This is a genomic window from Shewanella woodyi ATCC 51908 (assembly GCF_000019525.1).
GTDB classification, from domain to species: Bacteria; Pseudomonadota; Gammaproteobacteria; order Enterobacterales; family Shewanellaceae; genus Shewanella; species Shewanella woodyi.
Map to the genome: position 1 here is coordinate 1,039,540 of NC_010506.1, position 17,226 is coordinate 1,056,765.

Annotated in this window: 15 protein-coding genes; 7 read left to right on the plus strand and 8 right to left on the minus strand. The window is 43.9% G+C overall.

Annotated features, from left to right (window positions below; all coding sequences use genetic code 11):
• Positions 1 to 76 precede the first annotated feature (76 nt).
• Positions 77 to 1,261 (plus strand): flagellin lysine-N-methylase, encoded by a 1,185-nt coding sequence (gene fliB / locus SWOO_RS03900; RefSeq protein ID WP_012323405.1) that lies wholly within the window; start codon positions 77 to 79, stop codon positions 1,259 to 1,261.
• 399 nt (positions 1,262 to 1,660) lie between these two features.
• Here fliB and SWOO_RS03905 read toward each other — a convergent pair whose 3' ends face one another.
• The 6 genes from SWOO_RS03905 to SWOO_RS03935 all read right to left on the minus strand — a co-directional run bounded on the left by SWOO_RS03905 (position 1,661) and on the right by SWOO_RS03935 (position 8,229).
• Complete coding sequence (locus SWOO_RS03905; RefSeq protein ID WP_041417484.1) at positions 1,661 to 2,863, minus strand: ankyrin repeat domain-containing protein; 1,203 nt, start codon at positions 2,861 to 2,863, stop codon at positions 1,661 to 1,663.
• A gap of 468 nt (positions 2,864 to 3,331) precedes the next feature.
• Entirely contained in the window at positions 3,332 to 3,619 is a 288-nt protein-coding gene (locus SWOO_RS03910) for a hypothetical protein (RefSeq protein ID WP_012323407.1), read from the minus strand.
• A gap of 159 nt (positions 3,620 to 3,778) precedes the next feature.
• Entirely contained in the window at positions 3,779 to 3,928 is a 150-nt protein-coding gene (locus tag SWOO_RS25795) for a hypothetical protein (RefSeq protein ID WP_195742854.1), read from the minus strand.
• 57 nt (positions 3,929 to 3,985) lie between these two features.
• Positions 3,986 to 4,630: a DUF4386 family protein gene (locus SWOO_RS03920; protein WP_012323408.1), complete on the minus strand. Its 645-nt coding sequence runs from the start codon at positions 4,628 to 4,630 to the stop codon at positions 3,986 to 3,988.
• Between the two features lie 316 nt (positions 4,631 to 4,946).
• Positions 4,947 to 6,119 carry a MerR family transcriptional regulator gene (locus SWOO_RS03925; RefSeq protein WP_012323409.1) on the minus strand — a complete coding sequence of 391 codons (1,173 nt, stop codon included), beginning with the start codon at positions 6,117 to 6,119 and terminating at the stop codon, positions 4,947 to 4,949.
• A 1,186-nt stretch (positions 6,120 to 7,305) separates the two neighbouring features.
• Positions 7,306 to 8,229: an LpxL/LpxP family Kdo(2)-lipid IV(A) lauroyl/palmitoleoyl acyltransferase gene (locus SWOO_RS03935; protein WP_012323410.1), complete on the minus strand. Its 924-nt coding sequence runs from the start codon at positions 8,227 to 8,229 to the stop codon at positions 7,306 to 7,308.
• 156 nt (positions 8,230 to 8,385) lie between these two features.
• Between SWOO_RS03935 and hldE the strand changes: the two genes are divergently transcribed.
• From hldE to SWOO_RS03950, 3 genes are all read left to right on the plus strand, one after another.
• Positions 8,386 to 9,816: a bifunctional D-glycero-beta-D-manno-heptose-7-phosphate kinase/D-glycero-beta-D-manno-heptose 1-phosphate adenylyltransferase HldE gene (hldE, locus tag SWOO_RS03940; RefSeq protein ID WP_041417487.1), complete on the plus strand. Its 1,431-nt coding sequence runs from the start codon at positions 8,386 to 8,388 to the stop codon at positions 9,814 to 9,816.
• Positions 9,813 to 10,664 carry a hypothetical protein gene (locus SWOO_RS03945; RefSeq protein ID WP_012323412.1) on the plus strand — a complete coding sequence of 284 codons (852 nt, stop codon included), beginning with the start codon at positions 9,813 to 9,815 and terminating at the stop codon, positions 10,662 to 10,664. The genes hldE and SWOO_RS03945 overlap by 4 nt, the downstream gene beginning before the upstream one ends.
• Before the next feature lie 133 nt (positions 10,665 to 10,797).
• A complete protein-coding gene (locus tag SWOO_RS03950; protein WP_012323413.1) occupies positions 10,798 to 11,352 on the plus strand; it encodes a TetR family transcriptional regulator in 555 nt (184 codons plus the stop codon).
• Here the strand turns inward: SWOO_RS03950 and SWOO_RS03955 are convergent.
• On the minus strand, positions 11,329 to 11,595 hold the full coding sequence (locus tag SWOO_RS03955; RefSeq protein ID WP_012323414.1) for a hypothetical protein: 267 nt from the start codon (positions 11,593 to 11,595) through the stop codon (positions 11,329 to 11,331). The two genes, SWOO_RS03950 and SWOO_RS03955, sit on opposite strands and share 24 nt — an antisense overlap.
• Positions 11,596 to 11,907: 312 nt before the next feature.
• Here SWOO_RS03955 and SWOO_RS03960 point away from each other — a divergent pair, with 312 nt between their 5' ends.
• Both SWOO_RS03960 and SWOO_RS03965 read left to right on the plus strand, forming a co-directional pair.
• Entirely contained in the window at positions 11,908 to 12,495 is a 588-nt protein-coding gene (locus tag SWOO_RS03960; RefSeq protein WP_012323415.1) for a hypothetical protein, read from the plus strand.
• A gap of 12 nt (positions 12,496 to 12,507) precedes the next feature.
• On the plus strand, positions 12,508 to 13,590 hold the full coding sequence (locus tag SWOO_RS03965) for a rhomboid family intramembrane serine protease (protein ID WP_012323416.1): 1,083 nt from the start codon (positions 12,508 to 12,510) through the stop codon (positions 13,588 to 13,590).
• Between the two features lie 83 nt (positions 13,591 to 13,673).
• Here SWOO_RS03965 and SWOO_RS03970 read toward each other — a convergent pair whose 3' ends face one another.
• The gene (locus tag SWOO_RS03970) at positions 13,674 to 15,038 is read right to left on the minus strand and encodes a MipA/OmpV family protein (protein ID WP_012323417.1); all 1,365 of its coding nucleotides are present in this window, start codon (positions 15,036 to 15,038) and stop codon (positions 13,674 to 13,676) included.
• Positions 15,039 to 15,414: 376 nt separating this feature from the next.
• On the opposite strand from SWOO_RS03970, the gene SWOO_RS03975 reads away from it, so the two are divergent.
• A complete protein-coding gene (locus SWOO_RS03975; protein WP_012323418.1) occupies positions 15,415 to 17,199 on the plus strand; it encodes an assimilatory sulfite reductase (NADPH) flavoprotein subunit in 1,785 nt (594 codons plus the stop codon).
• Positions 17,200 to 17,226 lie beyond the last annotated feature (27 nt).

Genomic DNA, 17,226 nt, shown 5'->3' on the forward strand with positions numbered 1-17,226 from the left:
AGAACACTTTACTGATATTTATTGGTATAACGTGTTGAGCTTGCTATCTTATGTCTATATCTCACGTTTTGGAAAAATGATGGATAGCGGAATTGTTACCCCTAAATATGTTAGTGATTTTAGCTGTATAGGTCCAGATTGCGAAGACAGCTGCTGTATCGGTTGGAATATCTATATTGATAAGCAGAGCTATAAAAAGACCATGGCTCATCGTGAGTTAAAGCCTTTGGCTAAAACTGCCATGAAAAAGATTAAAAAAAGTGATGAGCAGTGGGCCATAATTCGCTCAGACGCCCAAGGCGCCTGCCCCTTTTTAGATAGCAATCGTCTCTGTAAAATTCACGCTTTGGCGGGGGAGCAAACCCTCAGCGAAACCTGTAAAACCTATCCTAGAACCAGTTTAGTGAGAGAGGGCGATAAGTACCGCTCTCTCTCATTGTCATGCCCGGAAGCGGCGAGATTAATCCTCTTCAGCCCAGATGCCTTTATCTTTGAGCGCAAAGAGAGCGGCGCTAATATCATGTCAGAGTCAAGCCCACTTTGGGTGGCGAAAACCTACGATAACAGCATAGATCTGCTGCTCAATGAAAAGCTTAATTGGCAAGAGGCGTTACTCGCCATCGGCTTTTTAGTTAATACCGCCGATAAGGTGTGGGCCAACGAAGTGGGTGCTGAGCAGATAGATGTTCGTCTTGAACAGCTCATTCAGATGGCCGAAAAGGGGATGTTGCAGGAGCAGTATCAAACTCTGGCTTACGCCGATGAGCATCAAGTTCAAGCGTTTGCGAGTATTCATGGCATGTTTATCGACGAACACCCAAGGCGTGACGGTGTTAGGTTTAAAACGGTCAATGATGCCATCAGTACCCTGTTAAATGATGATAGAACCGTTGATGTCGACAAGATTAACCACGCGTGGAATACCATTGCATCTCCCGCACTGGAGGAGCATGGTGATATCTTTAAGCGTTATATTCTCTACTACATCTATCATGAATACTTCCCCATCACCTTAGGTGAGGCGCCCCAGTCAGCCTTTAGGTTGTTAGTACTCGATTGCTTTATGCTGCGCTGTTATTTAGCTGTGATAGCCCATAAAAATAATGGCTTGTCTGAGAGTGACGTGATCTTATGTTTTCAGGTATATCATGTGGTACGCCAGCATAAATCGACCTTTGTTAAAGGGGCGACAGCCATGATGGAGAAGTTTAATTTCTCCAATATTGCAGGGATTATAAGCCTTTTGAAAACAGGCTCTTAGAACTTGTCGGATAACAAGTTTCAAATATCTTTTTAAGTTGGGTTCATTGGGCGGTTTTTGTGTTTGATGGTTTGTAGGTAACCATGGCTTCAATCCAGTTAATTGCTTGGCAGCAGGTTTGGTGTAAAGACTTCAGGAAGTGTATAGATTAGCCTTACTTTATAAGCCTGAGTTGGAATCTGTTTAGTTTACTTCAGACCATTGCTACTATTTAATCAATAGCCTGCGGCTCGCGGAATGTGTGAACACTTCTGTGACTCGCCGCAAGCACAATCCCTGTGGGCTCTGCCGTGACATCCTTGTCACGGAAGGTCACAGCCGCATTCACACCTGGGTGTTGATTTCTTCGATTTAGCTAATGAGCTATGACCTCTTTGTCATTGGCGCTATAGTCTGTTGTTAAATGGATAATGCACCAACCTCTTTTAATAAAAAACTAGCATTTTCTTTTTTATCACTATTTTCTGCATAATCGAAGGCTGTTGACCCCTTAATATCTTTAGCCTTTATATCCGCCTGATTATTAATAAGTAAATTTAGCATATCAATATCTGAGTGTTGAGCTGCATGCATTAAAGGTGTTCTCCCCCATTGTTCTATTCCAGAACAACTCCATTTGTCTTCTTTTTCTTCTTGTTGGTAAGTGTGATTTACATTTGCCCCATAACTTAAGAGTAACTTAACTGAATCATGTTGATTAAATTGTATTGCATAGAACAAAGCTGTTTTCCCAAATTCATTTTGATGATCGATTGGGAAGTCTGAATCTAAAAGTGCTTTAACATTTAAAGGTTCTTTAATAGAGCTAGAAATAATAGATTCCGACCTTTTTGAAGGTGTTTTAGTCGCTATTGTTGAAGCTAACTTTTCAATAATTTTTGTTGGGGCTTGATGAGTTAAAAGGCGACGAAGGGAGTTGAGTTTTTGCGGTTCTGAAGAGCTCGATATTGAAGATAAAAAGTTAGTAAAATTGCCCTTAATAGCTTCTTCGGTGAAGGGAATCAGAGGTTCTGGTGTCCAATTATAAAAATAACTCCCAAAACCATAATTAGAAATACTCTGTAGGGCTATATCAGTGTATTTCTTAGCAACATCACGAGTAACATGGTGATTTTTAATATACCACTCTTCTAATTTAGGTTTTGCAGCCTCAACTTCTTTGATATAGGCGGTATAAATCTCTCTGTTGTATAAGCTTTGATAGCTCCATTCTTTAGAATATTCTATGCCGTGGGTTTTGCCATTCTTTTTAAAGCTAGAACCTTGTGGAAAATAACCAAGTTTTGCTAATGAAAAGTGGTAATAACGCCTTTGAGCATAAATAATTGTGCCAGTGCAATACTGAGGTAACCAGCTAGGTGATCTGATACTACCCGCTTGTGCTATGACTTTCTGCAGAAAACCTAACTGGTTTAAGCTTTTAGGGCAATAGTAATCTACTTCGTTCGGTGACCCTCTTCCCGAGCCAAGATCATTTAATTTAAAAACAAGTTCAGGGGAGGTCTCCATTTCCTCACAAGTAACCTTATTATCGGCCAAGGGGTCTTCATTGCTTAAAGAGTGACCAGAAAAAAATATCAAAAAAGTAATTATAAATCGCATTTGTTCAAATCCATTTAACATTTTATAGTGCGTATGCACGCATACTTAGAAGATGTATATGCATATTCAATAAACTTATTATCTAAGCCGATTCTTGGTAAAGCTATTGATTTATAAGTACTCTATCAGGCGGGAACAGGAAAAACGAGCAAACCTAATCGAAAATGTCGTAGAGGGGACCAGAACTCCTCTTAAACTTAATGGTTTTAGCTAGATTTTCTCTCTGATTGCTTCTCTTTGCTGTTGTTCTCTTAGTTTCTCTCCGTGTTCCTCTGTGTGCTCTGTGGTGAATCGCTTCTGTCTTGAAAAGGGGGCGAAAAAGAGGCATAGCAAATTCGCTAATGATTGAATTGGAAAGATAGCCTTTTGAAAATCAGCTAGTGCAGGTAGCACTTTTGGAGGGGAGGCCGGAAGTTTCAAAGGCTTAAATCTAGCTATTTACGCCATAGTCTTTTGGTATTCGAAAGATCAAACATTATCTAATCGCCATTTAGCTGCTGCTAACTCAGATTTCGTGAATAATGTGGCGTATTTCGGGGTTACCATTATACCTTCAACAGTTAGATGAAGCTTACCTAGTTTTTTAAGTTGCTTAAAACCTGACTGAAAATCACCAGAAATAACGAAAGACTTAGCGACATCTACCGGATGACTAATCGCTATCATTTCTTCAAATCTTGTAGGTCGATAGCCTAGTTCGTAGCATTGCCCAATAGCAACTCTAATTTCTGCACAAAATTCATCCTTGATGTTCAACTTAATTCTCCTTTTGTATAACTATTTGTATTGTGCGCATGCACGTATACTTGGAATAACTATTGATTCATAAGCACTATATCAGGGGCGATCAGAAAAAACGAGCACACAGTCGGAAGTGTTGTAAGGGAACTTGAGCTCTTTTCAAATTCAATGACTTTAGTTAGCTTTTCTCTCTGGTTGCTTCTCTGTTGTTGCTCTTTTAGTTCCTCTCTGTGTTCCTCCGTGTTCCTCTGTGATCCAACAACGTCCCTGTTTAACGGCCAGTTCGGCTCCTGCCTCCCGCTCATTAGCACATGGCTTTGCCATAATCGCCGTGGTGAATCGCTTCTATCTTGAAAATACTTGTCCTTGTTTATTTTCCTGTTAGTTTTGAGGAGTTTTTAACATGGCCACGCCTAACCAAGAAAACCATATGATTTGGCCTAAGCCAAATATTTCTGTCAGTATTTCAGCTGGATAGATAGTAAGAATACCAACAGAGCCAATAAATAATCCTAAATAGTGTAAGAGTTTAGGCAGCTCATTAATTTTTAAGCCAGCGATACTCAATAACAGGACCCATAAGCCTCCGACAACCTCGTTACCTCCGCCTAAACCTTCGACGATAGTGTTGACTACGACCAAAAGAGTCTTTGCTTGTTCTATGTTGCTAGTAGATAGATCGATTACAGCTGCTAGTCCTATATTTGCAATCATTCCACTTGCTATGACGAGCCCAACCCAAATGATACCGAAGACAGAAGCCAGTTGTGATAAAGCTGGGGCTTTGGTTTTCATTCGTTGATGGAGCGCTAAAACTAATATCGCTAAAAAAAGGCCGAAGACGACATACATAGTTAAATTAACTATCGATAAAATCAGCTGATTATTCGTTAGAAAAATAAACTTTTGTGCGTCACCCGCACTGCTAGGGTAATCCCAAAATGCTCCAAAAAAAACAAACGCTGCTATATAAATAGCGGCTTCAAAAAGTGCGGCAATGCCCCCTATTTTTTGTAGATTATTCACGGCTCTATCCTGGGAAAAGAAAAATTAAACTTAACACAGAAGAACCTTGTTAAGGATCTCTATATGTAACAAAAGCTAACGTCTTAGTTCAACAGTATTTTAGGCTTAATGGTTTTAGCTGGCTCTTCTCTCTGGTTACTTCTCTTTGCGGCAGTTCTTTTAGCTCCTCTGCGTGTTCCTCTGTGGTGAGAAACCTTTTGTCTTTAACTCTAAATAATTATGAAGGGGCTGCCTTTAACAGGCTGCCTTTAACAGCCGACCCAGACCTAATAAGCCAAATTAGAAAATGTCACTTACCTTCATTTGAAGGCAAGAATTAATCACATTTTCTTAAGATAAACATCTGGTAGCCGAACTGGCCAAGGTAGTTACGATAGATGTCGATCTCTTTGCTGATATTTTGCAGTGCTTGAGAGCCTTGCATCTCGCTCTTTAACTCTTCGGTGCGTGATATCAATGGTTCATAGTAGTTCTGCCAAGCTTGGTGACTGAGTGTAAAGTGCTCCAGTACTTCATAACCTGCCGCTTCTATCTGTTTGAGACGGGTCGCCACAGTTTGGATATCTGGGTATTCACCTTTCCAAAACTCAACTGCTGTGTCATCTGGTGTATCTGATAACCAAACGAGATCGCTTAACATCAAAATTCCATTTTTAGCCAGTAGCGGCCTCCACTGCGACAGTGCTTGTGGCACGCCCATGATGTAAGCGCTGCCCTCGGCCCACATCAGATCGAAACTGCCATTATCAAAAGGCAGTTCTGTCATGCTGGCACAAACAGTCTTCAGCCTAGCTCCCAAGCCTTCTGCTTTAAAGCGTTCGTTGACGCTTTCAAGTGCCGACTGCTCGTTATCAACGCTTGTAATAGAGGCCGTGGTATTTTTCGCTAGTAATCTGGTTGATAACCCTTTACCGCAACCTATCTCAAGGATCGTTTTTGGCTGTTTGGGTAGAAGTGATATCGCTTTTAGCGTTTCACTTTCACTACCTGGCGCCCAACGCTCAAGTGATTCAAAGACCTTCATAAAGTCAGCCATATATTGATCGTGTTCATTCATATCTTTTGATAACCATTTTAATCGCAGGGCTTCTTTTTCACTGAAACCTTGCTTCATTAACCAATCTAAGTGTGCATCCGGCGCTAATGTATCTAGGCTCTCATGCCATGTTTTTAACCCGCCTTCGCCCAGCATTGCGGCGAGAAGCTGTCGTGATTGCTGCTTTTGAGAAATCTCTTCATCCAGAGTTTGTAGGCGGTTTTGTAGAAGCTTGCGATCGACTTTAGCTTCCAAACAGGCCTTACACTCTTTAAGCGTTAAGCCTCCCGCCTGCAGTTTCTGAATTAAACGAATACGCTGGAGATCTTTGTCACTGTAGCTCCTATATCCGTTACTTAGCCTTTGGCCTTTTATCAGTTGCAGCTTCTCATAGTAGAGTAGGGCGGTACGTGATAAGCCCACTTCTATAGCAAGTTCAGTGATTCGATACACGGTTTAACCCCACTGCATTATTTGAATATGAGTACTTTAAACTATGAAGCTATAGACAGGTCAATCAAATTTTTACCAAAGAGTTCATAAATAGTACGAAGGGAAGCGTAGATACTCATGAAGGTATGATCTTCAAAACCTATTCAATACACACTTAGCTAAAAGCTCTAACCACGGAGTACACAGAGACCACGGAGAGGAGCGAAAGCCAAATCGAAGAGGTACTCTTGTTTCAAATCAGAGGCGCTTGCGGCGTCTCGTAGAACTTTCTCAAAATAAAGAGTGCACATACGTCGCTGGTAAGCGTAGATCCCCATGAATGATTGACCTTCAATATCCTATCCAATACAAACTTAGCTAAAAGCTTTTAACCACGGAGTACACAGAGACCACGGAGAGGAGCGAAAGCCAAATCGAAGAGGTACTCTTGTTTCAAATCAGAGGCGCTTGCGGCGTCTCGTAGAACTTTCTCAAAATAAAGAGTGCACATACGTCGCTGGTAAGCGTAGATCCCCATGAATGATTGACCTTCAACAGCCTATCCAATACACACTTAGCTAAAAGCTCTAACCACGGAGTACACAGAGACCACGGAGAGGAGCGAAAGCCAAATCGAAGAGATACTTTTGTTTCAAATCAGAGGTGCTTGCGGCGTCTCGTAGAACTTTCTCAAAATAAAGAGTGCACATACGTCGCTGGTAAGCGTAGATCCCCATGAATGATTGACCTTCAACAGCCTATCCAATACACACTTAGCTAAAAGCTCTAACCACGGAGTACACAGAGACCACGGAGAGGAGCGAAAGCCAAATCGAAGAGATACTCTTGTTTCAAATCAGAGGTGTAGATGCGGCTGCGAGCTTCCAAAACAGGGTGAGGTTTCACGGAGTGAAACTCTTCGAGCGAGAGATAGGGATATCGAACTGGCTGTTTAACAGGGAAGTTATTGGTTTTGGTAGAGCCCACAGGGATTGTGCTTGCGGCGTCTCGCAGAACTTTCTCAAAATAAAGAGTGCACATAGCTCGCTGGAGGCGATAGATACCAATGAAGGTTCGATTTAGAGCCACCCTCCAAACGCCAAACCTAGCCAAAAGTTAAAATTCAAATTAAGAAAATGTCATCAGCCTTCATTCGAAGGCTGGCTAACTTGAGTGGTAAAGAGAGTAAACTGTGGCGACTCACCAGTTAATAAACCGATGGGTCACTCTCATTAGGCCGTGTCTTAAATCGTCTGTGCAACCACATATATTGGGCGCGGTTTTTATTGATGATCTGCTCGATAATGCCATTACCGCGTTTAGCATCTTCCACCTCATCTTTAGTGGGGAAGCTATCCAGTGGCGCCATGATCTCAATGGTATAACCCTTATCATCGGTATTTCGCTCGACGCTAAAGGGGAGCACTTTGGCTTTGCCTAAACGAGCCAAGGTGGTTGCGCCTGTGATGGTGGCAGCATCGGGCATGGCGAAAAAGGGGATAAAGGTGGCACTTGAGCGGCCAAAATCTTGATCGGCTGTGTACCAGATAACATCTGGGCTACGTAGGCAGCGAACCATCTGGCGAATATCTCGCTTAGGCACCAATGCCTTGTTGGACCTTAGACGGCCTTTGACCTGAAGGTACTCCATCACTGGGTTGTTATGGGGGCGATAAACTCCAACTCCTGGTTGGAACTGCCCAAAAATTCTTGCGCCCATCTCTAAAGGTAAACAGTGTACGGCGAAAAGGATCACGCCATTGCCATCCTTGAGTGTTTGCTCAACATGCTCTTGACCTTTTATGGTCATATGGCGCTGAATTTTGTCATCTGACCACCACCAAGCGTTGATGGTATCAAAGATAGCTTTACCTGTTTCCTCGAAGTTTTTGTTCAGCAATACCTCCTGCTCTGCCTGTGGCATATCGGGGAAGCAGAGCTCAAGATTACGCTTGGCGGTATGAACACGGCTGCCGAGCAGCTTTTTTGCTAAACGTCCAAGCCCTGCCCCGATTTTCATCTGAGCCGATAATGGCAGCAGTTGGGTTAAGCGCATTAAGCCGACACCAAGCCAGAGTAGCCAAAATTTTGGATGAAAGAGATGATTTGAAAATTGCGCTTTTTCTACCACGATAAACTCGAAAGATTATGAACCTGAGGCGGTATTCTAACGCAATTTAGTTATAAATGGCTGGAAAAAGCTGGAAAATTACTGGTGTTCTTCGCTCCTATTAAGCACAAAATTAGGTACAATCAGTGATTAATTTTGAAAACAGATATGAGCGTTATGAAGGTTTCTCTGCCAGCATTTGAAAAAGCTAAGGTTTTAGTCGTCGGTGATGTCATGTTAGATCGCTACTGGACGGGCCCAACTGGTCGTATTTCACCGGAAGCCCCTGTACCTGTAGTGCAGATCAAACAGATCGAAGACAGACCCGGTGGTGCGGCAAACGTAGCCTTGAACGTGGCCACGTTAGGTGGACAAGTTTGTCTGGCTGGTATTGTCGGCAAAGATGAAACCGCTGAGGCGCTAACTCAAGGGATCCAGGCGTTAGGTGTTGAGCCTAAATGGCACTGTGTCGAAGATAAGCCTACCATCACTAAGCTTAGGGTGATGTCCAGAAACCAGCAGCTCATTCGTCTGGATTTTGAGGAGGCTTACCCTGTTGAGGAGAGTGTCTCTCTGTTTCAAAAGTCTGAAGCCCTGCTAGACAATGTTGGCGTGGTGGTATTATCTGATTACGCCAAAGGTGCGGTGACTGACCCCCAAGCGTTTATCAAGCTTGCAAAATCTAAAGGGGTCAAAGTGCTTGTAGACCCTAAAGGAAGTGACTTTTCCCGCTACCGTGGCGCCTCTTTGTTAACCCCAAATATGAGCGAGTTTGAAGGGGTGGTTGGCGCCGTTAGTTCAGAAGCGGATCTGGTGGCTAAGGCGCAAACCTTGCTAGCGAATTTTGAGATTGAAGCGATTTTGGTCACCCGCTCTGAAAAGGGGATGACCCTGATCACTTCTGAAGGACCTGAGCTGCATATTCCAACGGTTGCCCGTGAGGTGTATGACGTGACAGGCGCCGGTGATACGGTGATTTCGGCCTTAGCGACAGCTTTGGCTGCTGGCAGTGAGCTGCCTCAGGCTTGTGCCATTGCCAATACCGCTGCGGGTATTGTTGTGGCCAAGCTAGGCACATCAACAGTGAGCCGTATTGAGTTAATTGAGGCGCTCTCTTTGAATCAGGGCGAGTCAGGCTTTGGCTCTGTCAGTGAAGATCAACTCGTTTACGCATTAGAGCAAGCTAAGCTTCGAGGCGAGCGTGTGGTGATGACCAATGGCTGCTTCGATATTTTACATGCAGGCCATGTGAGTTACTTGAAGCAAGCTAAGGCCTTGGGTGATCGCTTGATTGTTGCTGTGAATGATGATGAATCGGTTAGGCGTTTGAAGGGTGATGGTCGCCCTGTGAATCAGGTTGATCGTCGCATGTCTGTGTTAGCTGGATTGGCTTCGGTGGATTGGGTGGTTCCTTTCACTGAGGATACCCCGCAGCGGATCATCTCTAGATTACTTCCCGATATGTTGGTTAAGGGCGGTGATTATAAGATTGAGGAGATCGCCGGCGGTGAAGAGGTGATTGCATCTGGCGGTACTGTGATGGTGCTGGGATTTGAAGATGGGATCTCGACGACTAAAATTATCGAAAATATCATGGCGAATCAGTGATCTGGACAGCGCTTGCGCTAACTACAGGCCTTTACCTTACTCAGGTTAATGATAAGCAGGTTCTCCTGTGTGAAACTGAGTTGCTCCAGCCCTGCTTGCAAGAGTTATCCCCTAATGCTCGCAGGCAGCTGCCTGCCATTGCCGCCGACGTTAACACGCTTTTAGGTGTGCGTGGCGCCATGGTGTTGCCCCTGCAAGATACCGACACTGCAGGGGTAATTTTACTGGATCGGGAGCAGTTACCCTATTCACTCTCTATCGAGCTTTCAGGCTCACTCCACTCTTTTACGTTAGCCCAGCAGTTGAAGGTGACCCTTTTGCATGAAATCGGTCATCTTGAGGCAATAGCACTTCTGGAGTCGGGGGCAATAGATGCGCTCTCTCCCTATCGACATGAATGGATTGCAGATTGCTATCTCATCTGGCGTCTTGCCAAAGAGGATAAGGGGCTAGGTTTAGCTTGGCAGCAGTATCATAGACGAAATGTAAATATGATGCAGAATGTTGAGAATATTAGCCACTGGACCGTGCCTATCATGGCTCAGGTTTTTAACCGTTATGATGTTGAGCAGCTGGTTAAATTTGATAGTTTCAATGAGTTTATGCAAGATGCTCTGCCTAGACTCTCAGAGGAGAGTCAAGACAGTCTAGATGAGTTCGCTAGTCTATTTCATCGTACGTTTAGTACCCAAGTGATGCACTTTTTACCTGATTATATGTTTTGGCGTAAACCTGTTTTAGGCCAATTACTGGAGCCGACACTGGTTACATTATTAGGTGAGCATGCCGCCCGAGAGTGGATGAAAAACCAAAAGTTACCCTCCAAAATGAGTCTTCAGCGGTTTTAAACTGAACCTTAGCTGAACACTTTTTCATTAGTCTATGGATCGGAGAAGTTACTAAAGAAATCCCTAAATTGGTTTGATAGCATCGGTGATGACTATTTAAAGCAATAATGATATTGAGTAGGGGGATGTTAAGGTGGCTAAGCGTTCGAAAGCGGAAACAGAGCAAACGATCAATCTAATTATGGATGAGGCGCTTAAACAGCTTCTGTCTTTAGGCTACGACTCCATGTCCTACACTACCTTGTCGACAGCAACCGGAATAAGTCGCACTGGGATAAGTCATCACTTCCCTCATAAGGCTAATTTCCTGATACGTTTAGATCCGCAAATTAGCAGACTTTTTCTGGAGGAGTTGGATTTTAGCAACTTGGGTACACTCGAAGAGTCATGGATTGAGTCGATAAAACACCCCACAGGACGCATGGTACTTAAACTGTTTTTCAGTCTGTGTGGCGATCACTGTGAAGATGTGATTCAGTTTAGGGCGATCCATTTAGCTAGAGAGAGGGCTTATGAGATGTTTGGTCTAGAGGGGGAGAAGTTAGTTACCGGATTAATCGGGAGAAGTGCCGTGATGCTTATGTCGCAATCGACACACATTAAAGTGCCTCAATTACAGGCCAATGAGTTGAAAACGCGAAACCGTGGGAACACAGAAAGTCGTTTAGCGATTCTCTCTGAGTATTAAAGTGGGGTTAAAGTTGATATCTCCCTCACTATCGATTGTTACTAGCTTATCATCTTGTCTAGCAACCGCTGTTTTTTCATGGCTAGACTGCCTGACAAAAAGTAGCTGATAACCTAGCTTTGCTAGCGTGTAGAATGCAAATCTTTGAGCCGTAGAAAGTCGGTGCCAGTGTTGATCTATATTAGGCTGTTCAAGCCTTCTGTCATCGAAACTTTCGGTTGAATTAATAGCGGCAACTTGCATCGTTAAACCCCTGCTAAATAATTTTGCAAAACTTGCTTTTGTTGCACTATATAAGCAGATGTTTATCTATCATGCAAGAGTTCGCCTAATAAATAACCGTTCGACTGATACTTATCGAAAAATAATGCCAGCTATTCCTTTCTATTTTCCTCATACATACTCCTCTGTTTAGTATATGTTTACTCCTCTTTTTACCCTTGGGCGCTGGCGAGATTATCTATGGTCGGGTATCATCCTCACAGCATAAAATATCATCAACAGATGGAATAACCTTGACTTTAAGGCCCAGCATAAAAAGGAGTAATGCAAAATATGGAGATCCAGTCTCAACCCCAAGCAAGTAGCGAACCCGTTAAACGCTTCCCTCAATTGGATAATCAAGAGCTGATTAAGTCGAGCTTTTGGATAAGCCAAGTTTTTATGATTATTGCTACTGTGACGGGGGTTTTCCTTGCCGCGCAGGAGGGACTTTCACAGGCAATAACTTTTGATACATTAACCAATAAGCAGAATAACTATTATCTGCGTCATGCGCTTTATGATGAGGTCAGCGATAACGTTCAACTGCTTAATGAATATAGGGAGAATATTGTTGGTAAACCCACTTCGACAATAAAGAACTTTCACCCAAATATGGCGACATTTGTCTGGGAAAATATGCGTTACTCTCAATACACATTAGAGACGCCTTCTGCGATTTTATCAGAAACTCGACGTTTCTATATGCAAGCTGAAGATATAGTGAATAAAATTGAGACCCGAGTGTATGGAGCTCAATACGGTGGTGGCTTATTGAAGGAGTTAACCGAGAAGGTATCGACTCAAACATTGCCAGCGTTAAAAGCTAATTACACAGAACTTGCTAACGAGTTAAAACGTAACGACATCATAGTCGAGTAAAAGGAATTGAATATGATTATGAGCTGTCCTGGCTGCAACAGCAGCAATATGAAGGTTTATGACTTCCACGGTGAGGAGGTAGATAGCTGCCAAAGTTGCGGTGGGCTTTGGTTTGAGAACGGCGAGCTTAATGCTGCACTTTCGAGCGCGGATAATGGCGATAGCTGTGTGCGAGTTGAGGAGAGTCTAGGCGAGCATTTGGGGGATTCTAAACGTCACTGTCACCACTGTGATGTGGGGATGCAACATTATCACTTGATGCAGGGCTATCAAATTGAGGTTGATGTTTGCCATAGCTGTAGTGGCTTATGGATTGATGAAGATGAGAGAGTCAAAGTTGTACAGTCTCCTTTAGTGAAGAGTCTGCTTGCTGATTTAGATGCAAAAATTAGCGCAAAAACCTGGTTCTTTCAGTTTTTATCCCAGATGCCAGTCGAGTTTAACTTAAAGCCTAAATCTCGCCCGGTTGTCACTTATCTCTTGCTGGCGTTGAATATTCTAATTTTTCTTGCATACGGTTTCGACATGTCGACTACCGATACTGTATTTGAAAACTTTGCCATGCGATCAAACGAGGTATTAGCGGGGCATCAGCCTTGGACTTTGGTGAGCCATATGTTCCTCCATGGTGACTTTATGCACCTAGTGGGCAATATGTACTTTCTCTATGTTGTTGGAGATAACTTAGAAGACGCTTTAGGGCGAGTGAAGTTTCTAGGTGTTTATCTTATTTGTGGCTTTGCCGCAGCGGCAGCACAGATAGCATCAGATCCGGGTTCTGGCATCTATATGGTCGGCGCCAGTGGTGCCATTGCAGGGCTGTTTGGTATGTACCTACTTTGGTTCCGCCATGCGAGTTTGACCTTTATGTTTGTGGTCTATCAGAAGAAATTAAGCCCAATGGCGTTTTTTGCTATCTGGCTAGGTTTCAATATTTTTGGCTTATTGATGGCGGGTCAAGGGGTGGCTTACTGGGCTCATATTGGTGGCTTTGTTGCTGGTTTAATTATCGGCGCGGCATTAAAAGATCGGGTGATGGAGTCTAACCCTATCCTTGCCATGCTGAATGAGCCTGAGGTGAAGGTAGCACGTTAATTTTTACGCTTGTACTGTAAACGTATTTAAAAAAGGCTGCAGTTGCAGCCTTTTTATTGCTTATTTTATGGTGCTTGGCATGGCTAAAAATGCCACTGGAGATAGACGCTTTGATAATTACTGCCACCGCCTATTCTGCCAAAGGCTGAGCTTTTCTCATAGATCCCAGATCTATGGTGAATGCTGTACCCAAGCCAGAGGTTACGCATATCATGGCGATTGAAGATATCCCCGAGATTGACGTCTAGAGAGAAGTCTAAATAGTTAAGTAACTTAGAGGGTTTATAGCCTTTCTCTTCTAGTTCAGTCCCTTCGATATGGCTCACCGAGCTGATATAAGATAGCCCCTCCGCAACGCCTAAGCGCCACTTTGGACCAAACTCAAAGGTGTAGAAGGCTTTTATCGCAATGACAGCCTCTGCAAGATCGCCCTGTACCTCTGAATCGTGGTGCCATACTGCGCCTGGAGTAAAATAGAGCTCGATAGGCAAGGTAAATAGGGTGTCGGTTAAACGGGTACCGTAAAAGAGTGAGGTGAGCTGATTATTATAGGGATCGGTTCTGGCACTTCCTGTCATGATCTCGTTGAGGTTTGAGGGGGTTGCCCAGCCGTGTGCCAAGCGAAGAAATTCACTGTCATCATCAGTCTCTGGTGAGCTTGATCTGACTGCCATCGACTCTCTGCTCTTTGCATCTGGGTAGAAAGCAAAGCCAAAATAGGACTCATACTGGTATTGGGTGTCCATGCTGGGTAGATGAGCGACCTCGTCTTCCAGTCGCCCCACACCAAACTGCCCTAATAGATAGAGATTACTGACGAGATGATAGCGCGCTTTAATGCCAGCATTAAACTCAACGCCAGCACCAACTTCATATTGATCTAAACCATAATAGTACTCATTGAAGTCGGCACTTTTCCAATGAAATTCAGCATAGGGATTGAGGTATAAGCCGCCTTTCTCCCAGTGGTATTGAGTACGGGTATAGCCGTAGCTGCGCTTGTTTGAATCAGATAAGAAAGCGGCGTCAGCCTCCCAAGGACCTTGTTGGAAGCGATACTGCAGGCCAAAGTCGAAAGCCTGTGATTGGCTTTCATTTTGTAACTCTTTAGGGATGTCGACAAACCTGAAACGGGTATAGGCATTGACCTGATGTTGCTCGTTTTTCCATAAATGGAGCCCAGCTTCCATACCATCGATAAAGAGATAGTCATTTCTGTACTTGAGCATAGGTAGTATGTCGTAGACCTCGTCATCCTCTGTTGCAAAAGGAATATCACCTCGTCTCATCCCCATGCCTAGACCCCAAATATCAGCTTGATATTGAGTTTCATAGATGACCTCATGTTGCGGCTCGCTATGAACACCATCTTGGACTTGTGAAGCTGTAGAGAGCTGAGTGAATGTTAGTGCAGCAAGGCCGGCTATGATGCCAATAGGGTTATTCATAGATCTCTTTGTGTTAGGTCAACTTGAAAGCATTATAGAGTGAAACGACTAAGTTAAAAATAAATTTATCAGGAGATAAACATCTTAACGATAAGTAGTTAACCTAAATGATTCCAAGTGTTTACATCAATCCATGCCTCTCTTTTGAATCTGTCTCTTTGGTGATGTTATATGCCGCTTAACGGTTAGTTGGTAGAGGTCTGCTCTTCCTTTTTTTGTTTATTTGGTGCGATTACCTATTGGCCCTGTTTGCTTTTTAAACGTTGGGACAACCTTGTATATTCCAAAAAGGTATTAAAAATCAGATTTTATTCTTTTTTGCTTTTCCTTATAGGGGCTAAGCTAACTGACATTACACTGATATAGGGCTGTTCCCATGTTGTTAAAAGAGCTTTCATCGTTCGCATCTCCTCTGTCTCAGGGGCAGGTAGAAAAGTTAAAGCAGCTCACTTCTGAGCTGAGTGCCGTTCAACTGGCTTGGGTGAGTGGTTACCTATCTGCAACGGCAGAGCAAGGTACCAGTCAGGCGAATGTTGAAGCTGAGCCAGCACAAACTGTCACCATTTTGTATGGCAGTCAAACCGGGAACGGTAGAGGCGTAGCTAGTGAGTTAGCGGCTAAAGCCAAGGCCCAGGGTTACGCGGTTAACCTTGCCTCTATGGGGGATTACAAGGTTCGTCAGCTTAAGCAGGAGACCCTACTGCTAGCGGTTGTCAGTACCCACGGTGAAGGTGAAGCGCCCGATGATGCGTTAGAGTTACATAAATTCCTAGCGTCTAAGCGAGCGCCCAAGCTAGATAATTTGCACTATTCAGTGTTGGCATTAGGGGATTCAAGTTATGAATTTTTCTGCCAAACAGGTAAAGATTTTGATGAGAGATTAACTGCTCTTGGCGCTAAAGCGATTCAACCACTTGTTGAGTGTGATGTTGATTATGAAGAAGCTGCGCAGCAGTGGCAGTCAGATCTTCTTGAGTCGATTAAACCATTGATTCAAACCTCAAGTGCCAGTGTTGTTTCCATCGGCTCATCGACAAATACAGGTGAGAGCCAGTTTACTAAGCAAAACCCTTTTGCTGCAGAGTTGCTTGTTAGCCAGAAGCTAACAGGTCGCGACTCTGATCGTGATGTGCGCCATGTTGAGATTGATTTGGGCGAGTCTGAACTTAGTTACCAAGCCGGTGATGCCTTAGGCGTTTGGTTTAGTAACAGTGAGGTGTTGGTTGAGGAGATCTTAACTCAGTTATCCCTTGATGGTGCTACTGAGGTGACGGTTGCAAAAGAGAGTTTGTCACTGAAGCAGGCGCTAATTGAGAAGAAGGAGCTGACGCAACTTTACCCTGGACTTGTGAAGGGCTGGGCGGAGTTAAGTGGCGATGAGATCTTGCTTAAGCTTGTTGAAGATAGGGAGCTGACACGTCAGTTTGTGCTTAATCATCAGCTTATCGACTTAGCGACAAAATATCAGGTAACGGTTACTCCTGTGCAGTTAATTGAGTTACTGCGCCCTATTACTCCACGTCTGTACTCCATTGCATCGAGTCAGTCAGAGGTTGAGTCAGAAGTTCACCTTACCGTTGCTCTTGTTGAAGATGAGCGCGATGGCGGAACTCGATTTGGTGGTGCATCCCAATTTTTGGCACAAGCTGAAGAGGGGGCGGAAGTTAAGGTTTATGTTGAGCCTAACAGCCACTTTAGATTGCCTGAAAACCCAGATACCCCTGTGATCATGGTGGGACCTGGAACGGGCGTGGCACCATTTCGTGCCTTTATGCAGGAGAGGGCAGCTCAAGGAGTTGAAAGTGACAGCTGGTTGTTTTTCGGTAACCCACATTTTGAGCAAGACTTCCTCTATCAAACTGAGTGGCAGCAGTATCTAAAAGATGGTTCGTTAACCCGTATCGATCTGGCTTTCTCCCGCGACCAAGCTCATAAGATCTACGTTCAAGATCGCATTGCCGAGCAGGGCGAAGAGGTGTGGAAGTGGCTAGAGGCTGGTGCTCATCTCTATATCTGTGGTGACGCAGAGCGTATGGCTAAAGATGTTCATCAAGCATTGCTGGATGTGGTGGTTAAATTTGGCGGTAAAACAGCCGAAGAGGCAGAGGCCTTTTTAGAGCAGTTACGCAGCGATAAGCGCTACCAGAAAGATGTCTACTAAGACTAATTAGATGGTTAGGTTTTAGTA

Excerpts from the sequence above, each read along its gene's own strand:
- SWOO_RS25795 (WP_195742854.1), bottom strand. The coding sequence starts at position 3,928 with ATGGCAAAGCCATGTGCTAATGAGCGGGAGGCAGGAGCCGAACTGGCC.
- SWOO_RS03965 (WP_012323416.1), top strand. The coding sequence starts at position 12,508 with ATGATTATGAGCTGTCCTGGCTGCAACAGCAGCAATATGAAGGTTTAT.
- SWOO_RS03955 (WP_012323414.1), bottom strand. The coding sequence starts at position 11,595 with ATGCAAGTTGCCGCTATTAATTCAACCGAAAGTTTCGATGACAGAAGG.
- SWOO_RS03975 (WP_012323418.1), top strand. The coding sequence starts at position 15,415 with ATGTTGTTAAAAGAGCTTTCATCGTTCGCATCTCCTCTGTCTCAGGGG.
- SWOO_RS03970 (WP_012323417.1), bottom strand. The coding sequence starts at position 15,038 with ATGAATAACCCTATTGGCATCATAGCCGGCCTTGCTGCACTAACATTC.
- hldE (WP_041417487.1), top strand. The coding sequence starts at position 8,386 with ATGAAGGTTTCTCTGCCAGCATTTGAAAAAGCTAAGGTTTTAGTCGTC.
- fliB (WP_012323405.1), top strand. The coding sequence starts at position 77 with ATGATGGATAGCGGAATTGTTACCCCTAAATATGTTAGTGATTTTAGC.
- SWOO_RS03905 (WP_041417484.1), bottom strand. The coding sequence starts at position 2,863 with ATGCGATTTATAATTACTTTTTTGATATTTTTTTCTGGTCACTCTTTA.
- SWOO_RS03960 (WP_012323415.1), top strand. The coding sequence starts at position 11,908 with ATGGAGATCCAGTCTCAACCCCAAGCAAGTAGCGAACCCGTTAAACGC.